We start from the raw sequence: 19,102 nt of genomic DNA on the forward strand, positions 1-19,102 counted from the left end.
ATATGCAAAAAGTGCCTGAGTAGTGAGCGTTATCGGCGCAGCCAGTTTTGACGTCGACAGCACGCAGCAACCGGAACGTAGTTAACTACGTAAAGATTGCGAGCGCTGTCGGCGGCGAAGAGGGCAAGCTGAATAGCCCATAAAAAGGACATATAAGGGAAAGACTTCAGTGCTATTACCTTGGCTAATAATCATTCCATTCGTCGGCGGTTTACTCTGCTGGCTGGCTGAGCGCCTTGGCGCGAAGACGCCGCGCTGGATAGCCCTGATTACCATGGGCCTGACGCTGGCGATTTCGCTGCAGCTCTGGCTGCAGGGCGGCTATTCACTGACGCAGGCAGCGGGCATGCCGCAGTGGCAGTCGGAGTTCTCCGCCACCTGGATCCCGCGTTTCGGCATCAATTTCCATCTGGCGCTGGATGGTCTGTCGCTACTGATGGTGGTGCTGACCGGCCTGCTCGGCCTGATGGCGGTGCTCTGTTCCTGGAACGAAATCGAAAAGTATCAGGGCTTTTTCCACCTCAACCTGATGTGGATCCTGGGCGGCGTCATCGGCGTCTTCCTGGCTATCGATATGTTCCTGTTCTTCTTCTTCTGGGAGATGATGCTGGTGCCGATGTATTTTCTCATCGCGCTCTGGGGTCATAAGGCATCCGACGGCAAAACCCGTATCACCGCAGCCACCAAGTTTTTCATTTATACCCAGTCTTCGGGTCTGGTGATGCTGATTGCGATTCTGGGGCTGGTGTTCGTGCACTATAACGCGACCGGCGTCTGGACGTTTAACTACGAGCAACTGCTGAAAACGCCGATGTCGCACACGGTGGAATATCTGCTGATGCTGGGCTTCTTTATCGCCTTCGCGGTAAAAATGCCGGTGGTGCCGCTGCACGGCTGGTTGCCTGACGCACACAGCCAGGCGCCGACTGCCGGTTCAGTGGACCTTGCGGGGATTCTGCTGAAAACCGCAGCTTACGGTCTGCTGCGCTTCAGCCTGCCGCTGTTCCCCAACGCTTCGGCGGAGTTTGCCCCGATCGCCATGTGGCTGGGCATTATCGGCATCTTCTACGGCGCGTGGATGGCCTTCTCGCAGACCGACATTAAACGCCTGATCGCCTACACGTCGATTTCGCATATGGGCTTTGTGCTGATCGCCATCTATACCGGCAGCCAGCTCGCCTTCCAGGGAGCAGTCGTGCAGATGATTGCGCACGGCCTCTCTGCCGCCGCGCTCTTTATCCTGTGCGGTCAGCTCTATGAGCGTCTGCATACGCGCGATATGCGTCAGATGGGCGGCCTCTGGTCACGCATTAAGTGGATCCCGGGCCTGTCGCTCTTCTTTGCGGTGGCGAACCTGGGGATGCCGGGTACCGGCAACTTCGCGGGCGAATTTATGATCCTGACGGGCAGTTTCCAGGTGGTGCCGGTCATTATCGTGATTGGTACTTTCGGCCTGGTTTTCGCCTCGGTTTACTCGCTGATCATGATGCAGCGCGCCTACTACGGCGAAGCGAAATCGAAAGATCCGCTGCCGGGCATGTCGCCGCGTGAATTCACGATGATCATGGTGCTGGTGGTTCTGCTGGTGCTGCTGGGCGTTTACCCACAGCCGATTCTGGATACGTCCCATGCCGCCATGAGCAATATTCAGCAGTGGTTTACCGCTTCAATTTCAACTACAAGGCCGTAATTCGCCATGACAATAACTTTTCAACAATTGATCGCGCTACTGCCGCTGTTGATCGTCGGATTGACGGTGGTAGTTGTGATGCTGTCCATTGCCTGGCGACGCAACCACTTTGTTAACGCCACGCTGACGGTCATTGGTCTGAACCTGGCGCTGGTTTCGCTCTGGTATGTGGCGCACGCCGGCGCAATGGACGTGACGCCGCTGCTGCGGGTCGATCCTTACGCTGTGTTCTATACCGCGCTGGTGATCCTGGCGAGCCTGGCGACCTGTACTTTCGCCTATCCCTGGCTGGCCGGTTTCCCGGACAACAAGGATGAGTTCTATCTGCTGGTGCTGATCGCGGCACTGGGCGGGATCGTGCTGGCCAGCGCTAACCATCTGGCGTCGCTGTTTATCGGCGTCGAGCTGCTGTCGCTGCCGCTGTTCGGTATGATTGGCTACGCCTTCCGTCAGAAGCGTTCTTTAGAAGCGGCGCTGAAATATACCATTCTGTCTGCGGCTGCCTCCTCTTTCCTGCTGTTCGGCATCGCGCTGGTCTATGCCGATTCCGGCAGCCTGAGCTTCGTTAAGCTGGGAGAGAGTTTGAACGACACCATGATCCAACAGCCGCTGCTGCTGGTTGGTCTGGGCATGATGATTATCGGGCTGGGCTTTAAGCTGTCGCTGGTGCCGTTCCATCTCTGGACGCCGGACGTTTACCAGGGCGCGCCTGCGCCGGTATCGACTTTCCTCGCAACCGCCAGCAAGATCGCTATTTTCGGCGTCATCATGCGTCTGTTTATGTACGCGCCGCTGACCGACAGCGAAGCCGTTCGCACTGTGCTGGGCCTGATCGCTTTCGTGTCGATTCTGTTCGGCAACCTGATGGCGATTTCGCAGAGCAATATCAAACGTCTGCTGGGTTACTCCTCTATCGCGCATCTCGGCTACCTGCTGGTGGCGCTGATTGCGGTGAAAACCCATCAGCTGTCGCTGGAAACTGCGGGCGTCTATCTGGCGGGTTACCTGTTCAGCAGCCTCGGCGCGTTCGGCGTCGTCAGCCTGATGTCCAGCCCTTACCGCGGCCCGGATGCTGACTCGCTCTACTCCTATCGCGGCCTGTTCTGGCACCGTCCTGTGCTGTCGGCGGTGATGACGGTGATGATGCTGTCGCTGGCGGGCATTCCGATGACGCTCGGCTTTATCGGCAAGTTTTACGTTATCGCTTCAGGCGTCAATGCGCACCTGTGGTGGTTGACGGCAGCCGTGGTTATCGGCAGCGCCATCGGCCTCTACTACTACCTGCGCGTGACGGTGAGCCTCTATCTCAGCCCGCCGGAGCTGCATACGCGCGATACGCCAGCTAACTGGGCGTTTACCGCGGGCGGCGTGGTCGTGCTGATTTCAGCGATTCTGGTGCTGCTGCTCGGCGTCTATCCGCAGCCGCTGATTACGCTGGTGCAGATGGCTCAGCCGCTGATGTAAACTGCCTTTCCCTTAATGAAATCAGGCCCGCGGGCCTGATTTTTTTTGCCTTCAGGAGCGACTATGGAGATCAACTGGCAGGATAAACATCACAGCGAACTGAGCGCGCAGCAGCTTTATGCGGTGCTGGCGCTGCGCTGCGCCGTTTTTATCGTCGAGCAAAGCTGCCCTTATCTGGATGTTGACGGCCAGGATCTGACGGCCGATAACCGCCATATTCTGGGGATGCGCGGCGATGAGCTGGTGGCTTATGCGCGTATCCTTACCCCTGCTGATGACGCTGCGCCAGTGGCGATAGGGCGCGTTATCGTCTCCGCCAGCGCGCGTGGTCTGAACCTCGGAAACCGGCTGATGGAGCAGGCGCTGCTCAGCTGCGAACAGCACTGGCCTGAGCGCGAGGTTTATCTTTCTGCGCAGGCGCATCTGCAAAATTTCTATGGGCGTCTCGGTTTTCAGGCGGTCGGGGATATCTACCTCGAAGACAATATTCCCCATATCGATATGCGCAAATAAAAAACGGCGAGCCCGCAGAGACTCGCCGTTACAAACAGCTAAACAGGTGACATGGTTCGAAGAGCAAAGCGGCCTGCGCCATGGATAGCGCAGGCTGGGCCATCTTTTGCGCGGCTATAGCACCCGCGCAGTTCAATAGCCGGCGTCAAACGGCAAGCCTGGGCTCGCCGCTCGCTTTTTTAGCCTGACGTCATCTGCCGGTCATCCACATATTTGCGCTGATCCGGCGGCGGCGGGAAATACTGGTAGAGCCAGGTTTCACTCAGGGTTTCATCTCTGGTGCGCAGGAACAGGCGCATCTCTACCGGCGTGGTGGCGTCGCTGTTGGGATACCAGTCGAACAGGATGCGATAACCGTTCATCGGCTCGACGTAGAGGATTTCGACCTGTTTGAAGGTGCCGGATGAGAGAGTAATGACCGGCTCAATGCCCTTCGGCGCAGCCGCTTTCAAATCGCCGCCGACAAAATCGATGGCGAAGCGACGGCACCACTGCTCCGGGAAGTGCTCGCCCGGCGCCCAGCCTTCCGGGAAGCCACCTATGCCGGTGCGGGTCGCATCGACACGCGCCAGTCCACTGCGAACCGGCGGCAGGCTGCTCCAGTAGAGCTTATAGGAGAAGCTGAACTCGCTGCCGGCTTTTACCGGCTCGGCTGGCTGCCAGAAGCAGACAATATTATCCAGCGTTTCCCCGGTGGTCGGGATCTCCATCAGGTTGATGGCGCCTTTGCCCCATTTGCCGACCGGCTCGACCCACAGGCTGGGACGCTTGTCGTACCAGCCGATAACGTCCTGATAATCCTTAAAGTCGTGGTTAAGCTGCAACAGGCCGAAACCGCGCGGATTCTCATCCTGATAGGCATTGTACTGCAGCTTCTGCGGGTTATTCAGCGGACGGGCGATCCATTCGCCGCTGCCAGTCCACATCGCCAGGCGATCGGAATCATGGATCTGCGGATGGTAGGTGTTGCACATGCGGCGCTCGTTGGTGCCGCAGCTGAACATGCTGGTCATCGGCGCAATGCCGAGCTGGCGGATCTCTTTGCGCGCGAAGAGATGGTTTTCCACCTCCATCACTACACGTTGCGCTTCGCAGTGAATGGTGAACTTATAGGCGCCGGTGACGCTGGCGCCATCCAGCAGGGCGTAAACGACAAAGGTGGTATCGTCCGCTTTCGGCGTCTCAAACCAGAACGCGGTGAAGTCGGGGAACTCTTCGCTGCCGTTGCTGAAGGTGTTGACCGCCACACCGCGTGCGGAGAGGCCGTACTGATAGGTGTCGTCCACCGCGCGGAAATAGCTGGCACCAAGGAAGGAGACGATATCGCGGCGCGCCAGCTCCGGTTTTTTAAAGGCACGGAAGCCGGCGAAGCCGAGATCGTTTTTGCCCACCAGCTGCTGGGTATCTACCTTCGCGTTGTTATAGTTAAACAGCTCAGGGCGGAAATGGATCTCACGTGCCTCACGGCTGTCAGCGTCAACGGAAAACATGCGGATGCGGCGCTTAAAGCCCATACCGACATGGAAAAACTGCACGTCGAGCTGACGATCGGGGATAGTGTTCCACAGCGAATGACCGGCGTCGTACTGAATTTCGTTGTACGCCTGCGGCGTCAGCGTCGCCAGCGTCTCCGGCAGCGCGCCTGGCGCGCCACCCCAGGGCTGCTTCGCCAGCGCGGCGGCTGTCTTTTTCAGTACATCGAAATCGAAGCGCACAGCGGCGCCGTCAGCAATGCCATCTTCTGCCCAGGCGGATTGCGCAAACAGCGTGGACAGGCCGGTCATACCGCTGACGGCGGAGAAGGCCATTGACGCTTTCATAAACATTCTTCGATTCATGCCAGAAATTATTCCTTAGCGTTCGAGTGTGTTGTGACTGCCCAGCTCTGCGCTCAGGTGAGCCAAAAGCGCAGATAACAGCAGGGTACGACAGTCTGGTAGATGAAAAATTCAGTCCGCCTTAAATTTATCAGATTAATCAAGAAGGCCGAGGAATTTCGTATTGAGTCCTTCAGCAGGAAACTCAGGGGAATCCTGGCGAAACCATCCTGCAAACGGCGATTTAGCCGCTATAGTTAAGAGACTGCTTTATAAATGACACGGAGGAAATGATGGTAAAAGAGACAGAAGCTTTCGACACCAATCTGGATGATGATTTGGCGCTGCTGACCGAGACGCTGGAAGAGGTGCTGAAGTCATCAGGCGATCCGACCGATCAGAAGTACGTTGAACTTAAAACCAAAGCGGAGCAGGCGCTGGAAGATGTGAAATCACGCGTCAGCCAGGCCTCTGACAGCTACTACTATCGCGCTAAAAATGTAGCTTACCGCGCCGATGACTATGTGCATGAGAAACCCTGGCAGGGTATCGGCATCGGCGCAGCCGCTGGCCTGGTGCTCGGCCTGCTGCTGGCGCGCCGTTAAGGCTACGTCACTGAAAACGGCGGGGCTCTCCCGCCGTTTGTTTTGTTACCTTCCTCATATTAGCCCCGCGCCGTTCTTCTTCTCCCTCTCTCTATGCTCCTGATGCGAAAAGCGCAGGATAGTGTTGAGTTTAATCAGCGTGCTTCCTACAGTAGATCGATGGACAAAAGGAGATCAAAACGTGATAAGAGTCGAGATGTTGTCTACAGGGGACGAGGTGCTGCACGGCCAAATCGTGGATACCAACGCCGCCTGGCTGGCGGATCTGCTGTTTCAGCACGGTTTACCGATGACCAGCCGCAGCACGGTAGGCGATTCGTTGTCGTCGCTGGTGGAAACGCTGCAGGCTCGTAGCGAAGTCGCGGATGTGCTTATCGTGAATGGCGGCCTCGGCCCAACCAGCGACGATCTCAGCGCGCTGGCGGCGGCGAAAGCGAGCGGTGTCGAACTGGTGCTGCATCAGGAATGGCTCGATAACATCGAGGCGTGGTTCGCCAGCCGTGGACGCGTAATGGCGGCGAGCAACCGCAAGCAGGCGGAGATACCCGCCAATGCTGAGATGATCGATAACCCGGTGGGCACCGCCTGCGGCTTTGCGCTGCGGCTTAACCGCTGCTGGATCTTCTTTACGCCTGGCGTGCCGTCTGAATTTAAGGTGATGGTGGAGCAGCAAATTCTGCCGCGTCTTAAACAGCATTTTGAGCTGCCGGCGCCGCCGCTCTGTCTGCGCCTGACAACGTTCGGTCGCGGCGAAAGCGACATCGCCGCCGAGCTGGAGCCGCTGGCGCTCCCCGAGGGCGTAGTAATGGGTTATCGCTCTTCAATGCCGATTATCGAGATAAAGCTGACCGGGCCAGCCAGCCAGCGCGTGGCCATGGAGCAGGTCTGGCAGCAGGTGCGTCTGCTGCTGGCGGAGTGCACTATTTTTGAAGGCACCGAAGGGTTGCCAGCGCTGCTGGCGCGCGAGCTGAAAGAGCGTGGTTTCCGTCTGGCGCTCAGCGAGCAGTACACCGCCGGGCTGCTGCACTGGCAGCTGGCCGCGGCAGAAGTACCGCTTAGCGCGGCGGAAATCCTGCCGCTGCATCAGGAGGGGCTGGAAGAGCAGGTTCAGCGTACGCGCGCGCTGGCGGCGCATCACGGCACAGTGCTGGCGTTATCGACCGGCGCGCTGGAAGAGGGCGAGGTTTCGCTGGCGCTGCATACGCCGGAAGCGAGCTGGGGACAGCGAGTGAAGTTCACCCACGGTCGCCATAATCTGGAGACGCGACAGAAGGTGGTGGCGATGATGGCGATGAATATGCTGCGTCGCTGGCTGCACGGCAGCGAGGTCAGCACCGGTCACGGCTGGATTGATATTCTGGAATCAGTGAAGCTGTAGTGGGGCACTGCTAACAGACGGCTGAAATGTTAAAGCGCGGGTGTCATGGCCCGGGGAGCAAAGCGTCCTGCGCCAGGGATGGCGCAGGACGAGCTGGCAGGGATGCCGCTTTTGCGTCTTTGCGATCGGGCCATGACATCCGCGTTGGCACTGCTATCGCAGATAACCGGCCTTGCTATAGCTCGATTTCAATCTCACCCTTCGCCAGACAGCAGCAGGGCAAAATTTCCCCCTGCTGAACAAACGCCAGCGGCGTTTCGGCATAGTGCACTTCGCCCTTCAGCAGCCGCGTGCGGCACGAACCGCAGTAGCCTTCACGGCACTGAAACTCCACGCACAGATTATGTGCTTCCAGCGTCGTCAACAGGTTGGGGTGATGCTCTGCGCACTCCAGTCGCTGACCGGAACTGCGCAGGATAACAACGGCACGGCTCATACTTACAGCTGGAAATCGTTGAAGTCGTCTTCGCCTACTTCCGAGTCAATCTGACCCACCAGATAGGAGCTCACTTCCACTTCCTGCGGCGCCACCTGCACGTTGTCTGATACCAGCCAGGAGTTGATCCACGGAATCGGGTTGGAGCGCGTCTGGAACGGCAGATCCAGGCCCACCGCCTGCATACGGATATTGGTGATGTACTCAATGTACTGGCAGAGAATATCTTTGTTCAGGCCGATCATCGAACCGCCGCTAAACAGATATTCCGCCCACTCTTTCTCCTGCTCGGCCGCTTTCTTGAAGAGATCGAAACACTCTTCACGGCATTCGGCGGCAATCTCTTTCATTTCAGGATCGTCTTCGCCGGTGCGCATCAGGTTCAGCATATGCTGGGTGCCGGTCAGGTGCAGCGCTTCGTCGCGTGCGATCAGACGAATAATTTTGGCGTTGCCTTCCATCAGTTCGCGTTCGGCGAAGGCGAAAGAGCAGGCGAAGCTGACGTAGAAGCGAATCGCTTCCAGCGCGTTAACGCTCATCAGGCAAATATAGAGCTGCTTTTTCAGCGCGCGCAGATTCACGGTCACGGTTTTGCCGTTAACCTGATGCGTGCCTTCGCCCAGCAGATGCCAGTAGTTAGTCATCTCGATCAGATCGTCGTAGTACTTCGAGATATCCTGCGCGCGCGCGAGGATCTGCTCGTTAGTCACGATATCGTCGAAGACCAGCGAAGGGTCGTTAACGATATTACGAATGATATGGGTGTAAGAGCGCGAGTGAATAGTCTCGGAGAAGGCCCAGGTTTCCACCCAGGTTTCCAGCTCGGGGATCGAGATCAGCGGCAGCAGCGCGACGTTCGGGCTGCGGCCCTGAATCGAGTCGAGCAGGGTCTGATATTTCAGGTTGCTGATAAAGATGTGCTTCTCATGCTCCGGCAGCGCCTGATAGTCGATGCGGTCGCGTGAGACGTCTACCTCTTCCGGACGCCAGAAAAAGGAGAGCTGCTTTTCAATCAGCTTTTCAAAGATGTCATATTTCTGCTGGTCGAAGCGCGCCACGTTGACGGACTGACCAAAGAACATCGGCTCTTTCAGCTGATCGTTTTTATTCTGTGAGAACGTAGTGTAAGCCATACAAACTGTCCAAATGTGAACGGGGCGCAGCGCGGCCCCGTGAAATGACGCAGGCGGGAGACGCGCTCCCGCCCAACCTTAAATCTTACAAGCGCCGCTTTCGCAACCGTCATCCTGAATGGAAGGCGCCAGATCGTCCTGCGCGTCTTCCGCACCGTCGCGGGTGTTCTGATAGTAGAGCGTCTTGACGCCGAACTTATAGGCGGTCAGCAGATCTTTCAGCAGCTGCTTCATCGGCACCTTGCCGTTGGCGAAGCGCGACGGATCGTAGTTGGTGTTAGAGGAGATCGCCTGGTCGATAAACTTCTGCATAACGCCGACCAGCTGCAGATAACCGTCGTTGGACGGCATTTCCCACAGCAGCTCGTACTGATCTTTCAGGCGCTCATACTCTGGCACCACCTGACGCAGAATGCCGTCTTTGGAGGCTTTGATGCTGATATGGCCGCGCGGCGGCTCAATGCCGTTGGTGGCGTTGGAGATCTGCGAAGAGGTCTCAGAAGGCATCAGCGCAGAGAGCGTAGAGTTGCGCAGACCGTGAGTCTTGATCGACTCGCGCAGGCCGTCCCAGTCCAGGTGCAGCGGCTCGTTGCAAATGCTGTCGAGATCCTTCTTATAGGTATCGATCGGCATAATGCCCTGCGAGTAGGTGGTTTCGTTGAACCACGGGCAGGCACCTTGCTCTTTCGCCAGCTCGTTCGAGGCTTTCAGCAGGTAATACTGAATCGCTTCGAAGGTTCTGTGCGTCAGGTTGTTGGCGCTGCCGTCGGAGTAGCGCACGCCGTTCTTCGCCAGATAGTAAGCGAAGTTGATAACGCCGATACCCAGGGTACGACGGCCCATCGCGCCGCGTTTGGCGGCTGGAATCGGGTAGTCCTGATAGTCGAGCAGAGCGTCGAGCGCGCGTACCGCCAGGGTCGCCAGCTCTTCCAGATCGTCCAGGCTTTCAATCGCGCCGAGGTTAAACGCCGACAGCGTACAGAGCGCGATTTCGCCGTTCTCGTCGTTGACGTCTTCCAGCGGTTTGGTCGGCAGCGCGATCTCCAGGCAGAGGTTAGACTGGCGCACCGGCGCGATGCTGGCGTCGAACGGGCTGTGGGTGTTGCAGTGGTCGACGTTCTGAATGTAGATACGACCGGTGGAGGCGCGCTCCTGCATCATCAGCGAGAAGAGATCGACCGCTTTAACGCGCTGCTTGCGGATGCTCTCGTCCTGCTCATATTTGGTGTACAGACGTTCAAACTCTTCCTGATCGGCAAAGAAGGCGTCGTAGAGGCCAGGCACGTCGGACGGGCTGAACAGAGTAATATCTTCGCCCTTCAGCAGACGCTGATACATCAGCTTGTTGATCTGCACGCCGTAGTCCATATGGCGGACGCGGTTGCCTTCGACGCCGCGGTTGTTCTTCAGCACCAGCAGGCTTTCCACTTCCAGATGCCACATCGGGTAGAACAGCGTCGCCGCGCCGCCGCGAACGCCGCCCTGCGAGCAGGATTTCACCGCAGTCTGGAAATGCTTGTAGAACGGGATGCAGCCGGTATGGAAGGCTTCGCCGCCGCGGATCGGGCTGCCCAGCGCGCGAATGCGGCCAGCGTTGATGCCGATACCGGCGCGCTGCGACACATACTTCACGATGGCGCTGGAGGTAGCGTTGATAGAGTCGAGACTGTCGCCGCACTCAATCAGCACGCAGGAGCTGAACTGGCGCGTCGGGGTGCGCACGCCAGACATGATCGGCGTTGGCAGCGAGATCTTAAAGGTCGAAATCGCGTCGTAGAAGCGCTTGATGTAGTCCATACGGGTATCGCGCGGATAGCCGGAGAAGAGGCAGGCGGCGACGAGGATGTAGAGGAACTGCGCGCTCTCGTAGATATCGCCGGTGACGCGGTTCTGCGCCAGATATTTGCCTTCCAGCTGTTTTACCGCCGCGTAGGAGAAGTTCATATCGCGCCAGTGGTCGATAAAGCCGTCCATCTGCTCGAACTCTTCAACCGTGTAGTCTTCCAGCAGGTGGCGGTCATATTTGCCCATCTCCACCATGCGCACCACCTGATCGTAAAGCTTCGGCGGCTCGAACTGGCCGTACGCTTTTTTACGCAGGTGGAAGATCGCCAGGCGGGCAGCAAGGTATTGATAGTCCGGCGCGTCGCGCGAGATCAGGTCTGCTGCGGCCTTGATGATGGTTTCATGAATATCAGACGTTCTGATGCCATCGTAAAACTGGATATGGGAGCGCAGTTCGACCTGGGAAACCGAGACGTTGTTCAGCCCTTCAGCGGCCCAGTCGAGTACCCGGTGAATTTTATCGAGATCAATGCGTTCCTGGCGGCCATCGCGTTTAGTAACGAGCAGACTTTGATTCATGTCGCGTTATACCATCCGTAAGTGAAAAAGAGTCCCCTGTTTATTCACAGGGTTATTCAATGTGAATAATTCTGTGGATAAACACTATATGTTGGGGGTTGGGAGAGATTAAGTAACAATATGGGGGTTATTCTAGTGACCTGTGGCCAGATAACAAGACGGAAAAATGATGCCCCTGGGACTTGTATTTTTTGCGGAATTTCTTAACCCCGCGACTTATAAGGCTCAATGGCGTGTCAACTGCCGCGGTAAAAAATTCGAGATTTTGATCGACCGCTGATTTTTCGCACATCGCTGTGTTTTTTCCCGACAACCGTCTACCGAAGGAGCGGCAGGGTAAGAAAAAGTGATGACAGCGAGATGACAGGCGCGCAATAAGCTTGCGCGCCAAAGGGTTACTTTTTGACGTGGCGGGTATGCACCATATAGTTCACGTCGACGCCGCGCCCCAGACGAAACCTGTTGGTCAGCGGGTTGTAGTGCAGGCCGGTGATGTGCTGCTCGCGCAGCGCGGTTTCATCGACCCAGCCCAGCAGCTCAGAAGGGCGGATAAACTTTTTCACGTCGTGCGTGCCGCGCGGCACCATGCGCAGCACATATTCCGCGCCGAATATCGCCATCAGCCAGGCCTTTGGGTTGCGGTTGATAGTGGAGAAGAAAACCTCGCCGCCCGGTTTCACCAGACGCGCGCAGGCATGCACCACCGAACGCGGATCGGGCACATGCTCCAGCATCTCCATGCAGGTCACCACGTCATAGCGACCGGCGAATGCCTCGGCGTGGTCTTCCACCGTCTGCTGCACGTAATCGAGCGTCACGCCGTTTTCCTGCGCATGCAGGCGCGCCACCTGCAGCGGCTCGGCGCCCATATCGAGACCGGTAACCTCTGCGCCTTCACGCGCCATGCTCTCCGCCAGGATGCCGCCGCCGCAGCCTACGTCCAGCACCTTCTTGCCGAACAGACCGTTGCTGTGTTGCGCGATAAAGCCCAGACGCAGCGGGTTAATGCGATGCAAAGGCTTAAATTCTCCCTCCAGATCCCACCAGCGTGAGGCGACGGCCTCAAACTTAGCGATTTCCTGCGCATCGACGTTGGGCTGCGTTTCCTGCGGTTGTGCATTCATTGAATCATTACTCCGGAAAAAATGTTGACTGAGTATAAACGCTTATTGCCGCCGGGGGCACCTTTCCAGCGCGAGGAAAAGCGCGTGAAAACGGTGGTTAACGTTCACCAGCGGGCTGGGGTGTGATATACTTTCGCACCTTTAAAATCCGGGCATATGTAGAGGGAAAGCGGCTCCATGAGCGACCTTGCAAGAGAAATTACACCGGTCAATATCGAAGAAGAGTTAAAGAGCTCCTATCTCGATTACGCCATGTCGGTCATTGTTGGCCGAGCCTTACCCGATGTTCGTGACGGCCTGAAGCCTGTCCACCGCCGCGTACTCTACGCGATGAGCGAACTGGGTAACGACTGGAACAAACCCTATAAGAAATCCGCCCGTGTGGTCGGTGACGTTATCGGTAAATATCACCCGCACGGGGATTCCGCCGTTTACGACACCATCGTCCGCATGGCTCAGCCTTTCTCCCTGCGTTACATGCTGGTGGACGGACAGGGCAACTTCGGCTCCGTTGACGGCGACTCCGCCGCAGCGATGCGTTATACCGAAGTGCGCATGTCGCGTATCGCGCACGATCTACTGGCTGACCTGGAAAAAGAGACCGTCGACTTCGTTCCGAACTATGACGGCACCGAGCAGATCCCTGAAGTTCTGCCGACTAAAATCCCTAACCTGCTGGTGAACGGTTCATCTGGCATCGCCGTAGGGATGGCGACCAATATTCCGCCGCACAACCTGACGGAAGTGATCAACGGCTGTCTCGCCTATATCGACGACGAAGATATCAGCGTCGAAGGGCTGATGGAGCACATCCCGGGTCCCGACTTCCCGACTGCGGCCATTATCAACGGCCGCCGCGGCATTGAAGAGGCGTACCGCACCGGGCGCGGCAAAATCTATATCCGCGCGCGCGGCGAGGTGGAAACCGATGCCAAAACCGGTCGCGAAACCATCGTGGTGCACCAGATCCCTTATCAGGTCAACAAAGCGCGCCTGATTGAGAAAATCGCCGAGCTGGTGAAAGAGAAGCGCGTCGAAGGCATCAGCGCGCTGCGCGACGAGTCCGATAAAGACGGTATGCGCATCGTGATCGAAGTGAAGCGCGATGCCGTCGGCGAAGTGGTGCTGAACAATCTCTACTCGCTGACGCAGCTGCAGGTCTCTTTCGGCATCAACATGGTGGCGTTGCATCAGGGCCAGCCGAAGATCATGACGCTGAAGGAGATCCTCGAAGCCTTTGTGCGTCATCGTCGCGAAGTCGTAACGCGCCGTACCATTTTCGAACTGCGCAAAGCGCGTGACCGTGCGCATATCCTTGAAGGTCTGGCGATCGCGCTGGCCAACATCGATCCGATTATCGAACTCATTCGCCGCGCGCCGAACCCGGCCGAGGCGAAAGCGGGTCTGATCGCGCAGCCGTGGGATCTGGGCAACGTCTCCGCCATGCTGGAACGTGCGGGCGATGACGCCGCGCGTCCGGAATGGCTGGACGAAGAGTTCGGTATCCGCGACGGTCGCTACTACCTGACCGAACAGCAGGCGCAGGCGATCCTCGATCTTCGTCTGCAGAAGCTCACCGGACTTGAGCATGAAAAGCTGCTCGACGAGTACAAAGAGCTGCTGGAGCAGATCGCTGAATTGCTCAATATCCTGATGAACGCCGAGCGTCTGATGGAAGTGATCCGGGAAGAGCTGATCGCCATGCGCGACCAGTTCGGCGACGAACGCCGCACCGAGATCACCGCCAACAGCGCCGATATCAACATCGAAGATCTGATCAATCAGGAAGATGTGGTCGTGACGCTGTCGCATCAGGGTTACGTCAAATATCAGCCGCTCTCGGATTACGAAGCGCAACGTCGCGGCGGCAAAGGCAAGTCGGCGGCGCGCATCAAGGAAGAGGATTTTATCGATCGTCTGCTGGTAGCCAATACCCACGACACTATCCTCTGCTTCTCCAGCCGCGGCCGTCTCTACTGGATGAAGGTCTATCAGCTGCCGGAAGCCAGCCGTGGCGCGCGTGGCCGCCCAATCGTCAACCTGCTGCCGCTGCAGCCTGACGAGCGTATTACCGCTATCCTGCCGGTGCGCGAATATACCGAAGGCTTCAATATCTTTATGGCGACTGCCAGCGGCACCGTGAAGAAAACGGCGTTGCAGGAGTTCAGTCGTCCACGCAGCGCGGGCATCATCGCCGTGAACCTGCGCGAAGATGACGAGCTGATCGGCGTCGCGCTGACCAACGGCAACGACGAGGCGATGCTCTTCTCTGCCGGCGGTAAAGTGGTGCGCTTTGCGGAAAGCGCTGTCCGCGCCATGGGCCGTACGGCGTCAGGCGTGCGCGGCATCAAGCTGGCGGAAGGGGATCGCGTGGTGTCGCTGATTGTGCCGCGCGACGAGGGCGCGATTCTCACCGTGACGCAAAACGGCTACGGCAAGCGTACCGCGATTAGCGAGTATCCTACCCGGTCGCGTGCGACTCAGGGCGTGATCTCCATTAAGGTCACTGAGCGTAACGGTCCGGTGATTGGCGCGGTACAGGTTGTCGACAGCGATCAGATCATGATGATTACCGATGCCGGCACCCTGGTGCGCACCCGCGTCTCCGAGGTGAGCATCGTGGGTCGTAACACCCAGGGCGTAATCCTGATCCGTACTGCGGAAGATGAGAACGTGGTTGGTCTGCAGCGCGTAGCCGAACCGGTGGAAGAAGAAGAGCTCGACGCTATCGACGGCAGCGTGGCGGAAGGCGAAGAGGATATCGCGCCGGAAGCTGAAACTGACGACGACGCGCCGGAAGCGGACGAAGAAGAGTAACGCTTCAGGCTCACGCCGCCAGGGAGGGCGGCACTGAATTTTACGGCAGGAAAGGGCAACCCGACCTGCCGTTGTTTTTTACGGCGCGGCTTGTTACGCACCGATGCTGACTGGCTTTTCTTTCCTGATAAAGCTAGTGTAATGAGCATTCTGAAGCCAGCCCGTTATTAACCTTGCCGTAGTGAGTTTCCCTTGAAATATCTGGTCTCTTTCCGAACCACGCTGCGTATCTCACGCTACCTGTTCCGTGCGCTGGCGCTGCTGCTCTGGACGTTGGGCGCGGTGCTGACCACCTTCTTTATCATCAGCGTGCTGCATGATAAAGAGAGCAGCGTGCGGCAAGAGTTCGCCAGCAACTACGGTCAGGCGGAATGGTATGTACGCCACTCCGCCGACGTGATGCGCGAACTGAAGTACATTACTGAAAACCGCCTTACCAGCGCCAGCAGCGGTCTGGATATGCTTAACGGCGTGCTGCCGGGCAAATCGACGCTGCCGCAGTTTACGCCGCTCTTCTCCGACGGCGACTGCTCCTCCATGAGTAATACCTGGCGCAACTCGCTGGATACCCTCAGCTACTACATCAACTACTGGAAAAGCAACTTCGCCTCGACCTACGAGCTGAACCGCGTATTTTTTATCGGCGGCGAGAGCCAGTGTCTGGCGGACTTTAGCATCGGCAGCAGCAAGGTGGATCGCGAACGCAGCCTGAAGGCGCTGCGCGAGCGCGTGCTGCGCTATCGCAACGGCAACGACGAAGAGCGCCGCAACCCGATCTACTGGGTCAACGCCAGCGCGCAGCCCGGCGTCGGCACCTTTTATATGATGGTGCCGGTCTATGTCGCCAATAAGCTGCAGGCGCTGCTGGGCGTCGAGCAGAATATCCGCCTGGACGAGTTTATCCAGCCAGGCAGCCTGCCGGTGGTAGCCACCATTATCGACGAAAATTACCGCCCGCTGCTGACGTCGCGCCGCGGCGGCGCTGGCTTCTCGCTGGACGATCTGTCGGATGATAAAAGCTGGTTCGGCTATCTTGACGGCTACCGGCAGCTGGTGCTGAAAAAGCCGCTGCCGCCCTCTGATTTAAGCGTGGTGTGGTCGGTATCGACGCGCGTGCTGGTCGATCAGCTCAAGCTGATGATCATCAACGCGCTGCTACTGAATCTGCTAAGCGCAATTGTGCTCTTCACCCTGGCCTGGCTTTTCGAGCGCCGGATGTTTCTGCCGGCCGAAGAGAATGCGCACCGGCTGGAGGAGCATGAGCAGTTCAACCGCAAAATCGTCGCGTCGGCGCCGGTGGGTATCTGTATTTTACGCACCCGTGACGGCACGAATATCCTCAGTAACGAACTGGCGCATAACTATCTGACGCTGCTGACGCAGGAAGATCGCCAGCGGCTCAATGAAATTATCGGCAGCCAGCAGGTAAATTTCGTCGACGTGCTGACCGGCAGCAATACCAACCTGCAAATCAGCTTCGTGCATTCGCGCTACCGCAATGAGAATGTGGCGATCTGCGTGCTGGTGGATGTCTCCGCGCGCGTGCGCATGGAGCAGTCGCTGCAGGAGATGGCGCAGGCGGCGGAGCAGGCGAGCCAGTCGAAATCGATGTTCCTCGCCACCGTCAGCCATGAGCTGCGTACGCCGCTCTACGGCATTATCGGCAATCTCGATCTGCTGCAGACCAAACAGCTGCCGAAAGAGGTCGATTCGCTGGTGACCGCGATGAATAACTCGTCGAGCCTGCTGCTGAAGATCATCAGCGATATTCTCGACTTCTCAAAAATCGAGTCGGAACAGCTGAAAATTGAGCCGCGTCCTTTCTCGCCGCGCGAGGTCCTTAGCCATATCGCCGGGAACTACCTGTCGCTGGTTATGAAAAAGCGGCTGACGCTCTACTGCTTTATCGAGCATGACGTGCCGCTGGCGCTGGATGGCGATCCGCTGCGGCTGCAGCAGGTGATCTCCAACCTGCTCAGTAACGCCATTAAGTTCACGCACACCGGCTGCATTATCCTGCATGCCAGCGTGAAAGAGGGGTATCTGGCGTTCCGCATTCGCGATACCGGCGTCGGCATCCCCGCGAAAGAGATTACGCGACTGTTCGATCCTTTTTTCCAGGTGGGTAACGGCGTGCAGCGCAACTTCCAGGGCACCGGGCTGGGGCTCGCCATTTGTGAAAAGCTGACCAATATGATGGATGGCGATATCGAAGTGGACTCCGAGCCTGGCATGGGCAGTCAGTTTATCGTGCGTATTCCCGTCTATAACGGCCAGCATCCTGCGCCGCCGCTTCTCGACGGGCTGCACGATAAAACCCTGTGGATCGATATGCGCAACGACTATCTCGCCAGCTTTATCGAGCGCGATCTGCAACAGCAGGGCATTTATATCCAGCCCTATACCGGCAAAGCGGGCAGCGACGACGTATTGATCACCGACTACGAATTCGAAACCGACCAGCCGCTGCAGGCGGTTATTATCTTCAGCGGCGCGCATATCGACATGCCGCGTGAAATTGCGCCGGGACGCTGGCTGCACAGCACGGCGACGCCGCACGAGCTGCCGAGCCTGCTGGCGCGCATCTACCGCATCGCTATCCAGAGCGATACGGCGACCAACCTGGCGCTCTCTGCGCCGGCGGAGGAGGTGATCAGCAACGACGACATCATGGTTCTGATTGTCGACGATCACCCCATCAACCGCATGCTGCTGTCGGAACAGTTGGGCACCCTGGGTTATCAGGTGAAAACCGCGCAGGACGGCGTCGATGCGCTTAACGTCATCAGCCGCAGCGAGATCGATATTGTGCTGAGCGATGTGAATATGCCGAATATGGACGGTTACCGTCTGACGCAGCGTCTGCGCCAGCTCGGCCATGCTTTCCCGGTGATCGGCGTGACCGCCAACGCGCTGGCGGAAGAGAAGCAGCGCTGTATGGAAGCCGGTATGGATAACTGCCTGTCGAAACCCGTAACGCTGGACGTGCTGAAAACCACGCTGGCGGTTTATGCCGAGCGCGTAAGAAAAACGCGGGAAGGGTAGGCTGGTGTCAGCGTGGTTTGGGAAAGGAAAAGCAGACGGCGCGTTAGCGCCGTCTGAGCAGCGCGTTAATCCTTATCGATTTGGGTGGCGCTGACGGAAGAGAGATAGTTCAGCAGGGCGATATCGTTATCTACGCCCAGCTTCATCATCGCCGATTTTTTCTGGCTACTGATGGTTTTAATACTGCGGTTCAGTTTCTTGGCGATTTCTGTCACCAGGAAGCCTTCGGCAAACAGACGCAGCACTTCGCTCTCTTTCGGCGACAGACGCTTGTCGCCATAGCCGCCGGCGCTGATTTTCTCCAGCAGCTTCGCCACGCTTTCCGGCGTGTACTTTTTACCTTTTTGCAGAGCGGCCAGCGCTTTCGGCAGATCGGTCGGCGCGCCCTGTTTCAGCACGATGCCTTCGATATCGAGATCCAGTACGGCGCTGAGGATTGCCGGGTTATTGTTCATGGTCAGTACAATAATTGACAGATCGGGATAGTGACGTTTGATGTATTTGATCAGCGTGATGCCATCGCCATACTTCTCGCCAGGCATGGAGAGATCGGTGATCAGGACGTTGGCGTCAAGCTTTGACAAGCTGTTAATCAGTGCTGTTGAGTCTTCGAACTCACCTACAACGTTGACCCATTCAATTTGCTCCAGAGACTTTCGGATACCGAAAAGAACAATTGGATGGTCATCGGCAATAATTACATTTAAGTTATTCAT

At 57.5% G+C, this 19,102-nt stretch carries 13 protein-coding genes; 7 read left to right on the forward strand and 6 right to left on the reverse strand.

The window, feature by feature from the left end:
* Positions 1-169 precede the first annotated feature (169 nt).
* From nuoM to D7S44_RS06315, 3 genes are all read left to right on the forward strand, one after another.
* On the forward strand, positions 170-1,690 hold the full coding sequence (nuoM, locus tag D7S44_RS06305; RefSeq protein ID WP_120453098.1) for an NADH-quinone oxidoreductase subunit M: 1,521 nt from the start codon (positions 170-172) through the stop codon (positions 1,688-1,690).
* 6 nt (positions 1,691-1,696) lie between these two features.
* Positions 1,697-3,154: an NADH-quinone oxidoreductase subunit NuoN gene (gene nuoN / locus D7S44_RS06310; RefSeq protein ID WP_120453100.1), complete on the forward strand. Its 1,458-nt coding sequence runs from the start codon at positions 1,697-1,699 to the stop codon at positions 3,152-3,154.
* A gap of 63 nt (positions 3,155-3,217) precedes the next feature.
* Entirely contained in the window at positions 3,218-3,667 is a 450-nt protein-coding gene (locus D7S44_RS06315; protein ID WP_120453102.1) for a GNAT family N-acetyltransferase, read from the forward strand.
* A 179-nt stretch (positions 3,668-3,846) separates the two neighbouring features.
* Here D7S44_RS06315 and D7S44_RS06320 read toward each other — a convergent pair whose 3' ends face one another.
* Complete coding sequence (locus D7S44_RS06320) at positions 3,847-5,505, reverse strand: glucan biosynthesis protein D (RefSeq protein ID WP_120453104.1); 1,659 nt, start codon at positions 5,503-5,505, stop codon at positions 3,847-3,849.
* A 272-nt stretch (positions 5,506-5,777) separates the two neighbouring features.
* Between D7S44_RS06320 and elaB the strand changes: the two genes are divergently transcribed.
* A complete protein-coding gene (elaB, locus tag D7S44_RS06325) occupies positions 5,778-6,089 on the forward strand; it encodes a stress response protein ElaB (RefSeq protein WP_120453106.1) in 312 nt (103 codons plus the stop codon).
* A 181-nt stretch (positions 6,090-6,270) separates the two neighbouring features.
* Positions 6,271-7,467 carry a nicotinamide mononucleotide deamidase-related protein YfaY gene (locus D7S44_RS06330; protein WP_120453108.1) on the forward strand — a complete coding sequence of 399 codons (1,197 nt, stop codon included), beginning with the start codon at positions 6,271-6,273 and terminating at the stop codon, positions 7,465-7,467.
* A 175-nt stretch (positions 7,468-7,642) separates the two neighbouring features.
* Here D7S44_RS06330 and yfaE read toward each other — a convergent pair whose 3' ends face one another.
* The 4 genes from yfaE to ubiG all read right to left on the reverse strand — a co-directional run bounded on the left by yfaE (position 7,643) and on the right by ubiG (position 12,524).
* Positions 7,643-7,903 carry a class I ribonucleotide reductase maintenance protein YfaE gene (gene yfaE / locus D7S44_RS06335; RefSeq protein WP_081140402.1) on the reverse strand — a complete coding sequence of 87 codons (261 nt, stop codon included), beginning with the start codon at positions 7,901-7,903 and terminating at the stop codon, positions 7,643-7,645.
* 2 nt (positions 7,904-7,905) lie between these two features.
* On the reverse strand, positions 7,906-9,036 hold the full coding sequence (gene nrdB / locus D7S44_RS06340; RefSeq protein ID WP_120453110.1) for a class Ia ribonucleoside-diphosphate reductase subunit beta: 1,131 nt from the start codon (positions 9,034-9,036) through the stop codon (positions 7,906-7,908).
* A gap of 78 nt (positions 9,037-9,114) precedes the next feature.
* Positions 9,115-11,400: a class 1a ribonucleoside-diphosphate reductase subunit alpha gene (gene nrdA, locus D7S44_RS06345; RefSeq protein WP_120453112.1), complete on the reverse strand. Its 2,286-nt coding sequence runs from the start codon at positions 11,398-11,400 to the stop codon at positions 9,115-9,117.
* Positions 11,401-11,795: 395 nt separating this feature from the next.
* Complete coding sequence (gene ubiG / locus D7S44_RS06350; RefSeq protein WP_120453114.1) at positions 11,796-12,524, reverse strand: bifunctional 2-polyprenyl-6-hydroxyphenol methylase/3-demethylubiquinol 3-O-methyltransferase UbiG; 729 nt, start codon at positions 12,522-12,524, stop codon at positions 11,796-11,798.
* A 177-nt stretch (positions 12,525-12,701) separates the two neighbouring features.
* Here ubiG and gyrA point away from each other — a divergent pair, with 177 nt between their 5' ends.
* Both gyrA and rcsC read left to right on the forward strand, forming a co-directional pair.
* A complete protein-coding gene (gyrA, locus tag D7S44_RS06355) occupies positions 12,702-15,341 on the forward strand; it encodes a DNA topoisomerase (ATP-hydrolyzing) subunit A (protein ID WP_120453115.1) in 2,640 nt (879 codons plus the stop codon).
* 192 nt (positions 15,342-15,533) lie between these two features.
* The gene (rcsC, locus tag D7S44_RS06360) at positions 15,534-18,386 is read left to right on the forward strand and encodes a two-component system sensor histidine kinase RcsC (RefSeq protein WP_120453117.1); all 2,853 of its coding nucleotides are present in this window, start codon (positions 15,534-15,536) and stop codon (positions 18,384-18,386) included.
* A 65-nt stretch (positions 18,387-18,451) separates the two neighbouring features.
* Here rcsC and rcsB read toward each other — a convergent pair whose 3' ends face one another.
* Positions 18,452-19,102, reverse strand: coding sequence for a response regulator transcription factor RcsB (rcsB, locus tag D7S44_RS06365; RefSeq protein WP_033750421.1), 651 nt, complete (start codon positions 19,100-19,102; stop codon positions 18,452-18,454).

This window comes from Pantoea piersonii, assembly GCF_003612015.1.
GTDB classification, from domain to species: domain Bacteria; phylum Pseudomonadota; class Gammaproteobacteria; order Enterobacterales; family Enterobacteriaceae; genus Pantoea; species Pantoea piersonii.

Bases quoted from the DNA above. Each gene is read 5' to 3' on its own strand.
- ubiG (WP_120453114.1), bottom strand. From the start codon at position 12,524: ATGAATGCACAACCGCAGGAAACGCAGCCCAACGTCGATGCGCAGGAA.
- nrdA (WP_120453112.1), bottom strand. From the start codon at position 11,400: ATGAATCAAAGTCTGCTCGTTACTAAACGCGATGGCCGCCAGGAACGC.
- nuoN (WP_120453100.1), top strand. From the start codon at position 1,697: ATGACAATAACTTTTCAACAATTGATCGCGCTACTGCCGCTGTTGATC.
- rcsB (WP_033750421.1), bottom strand. From the start codon at position 19,102: ATGAATAACTTAAATGTAATTATTGCCGATGACCATCCAATTGTTCTT.
- gyrA (WP_120453115.1), top strand. From the start codon at position 12,702: ATGAGCGACCTTGCAAGAGAAATTACACCGGTCAATATCGAAGAAGAG.
- D7S44_RS06315 (WP_120453102.1), top strand. From the start codon at position 3,218: ATGGAGATCAACTGGCAGGATAAACATCACAGCGAACTGAGCGCGCAG.
- yfaE (WP_081140402.1), bottom strand. From the start codon at position 7,903: ATGAGCCGTGCCGTTGTTATCCTGCGCAGTTCCGGTCAGCGACTGGAG.
- elaB (WP_120453106.1), top strand. From the start codon at position 5,778: ATGGTAAAAGAGACAGAAGCTTTCGACACCAATCTGGATGATGATTTG.
- D7S44_RS06320 (WP_120453104.1), bottom strand. From the start codon at position 5,505: ATGAATCGAAGAATGTTTATGAAAGCGTCAATGGCCTTCTCCGCCGTC.
- nrdB (WP_120453110.1), bottom strand. From the start codon at position 9,036: ATGGCTTACACTACGTTCTCACAGAATAAAAACGATCAGCTGAAAGAG.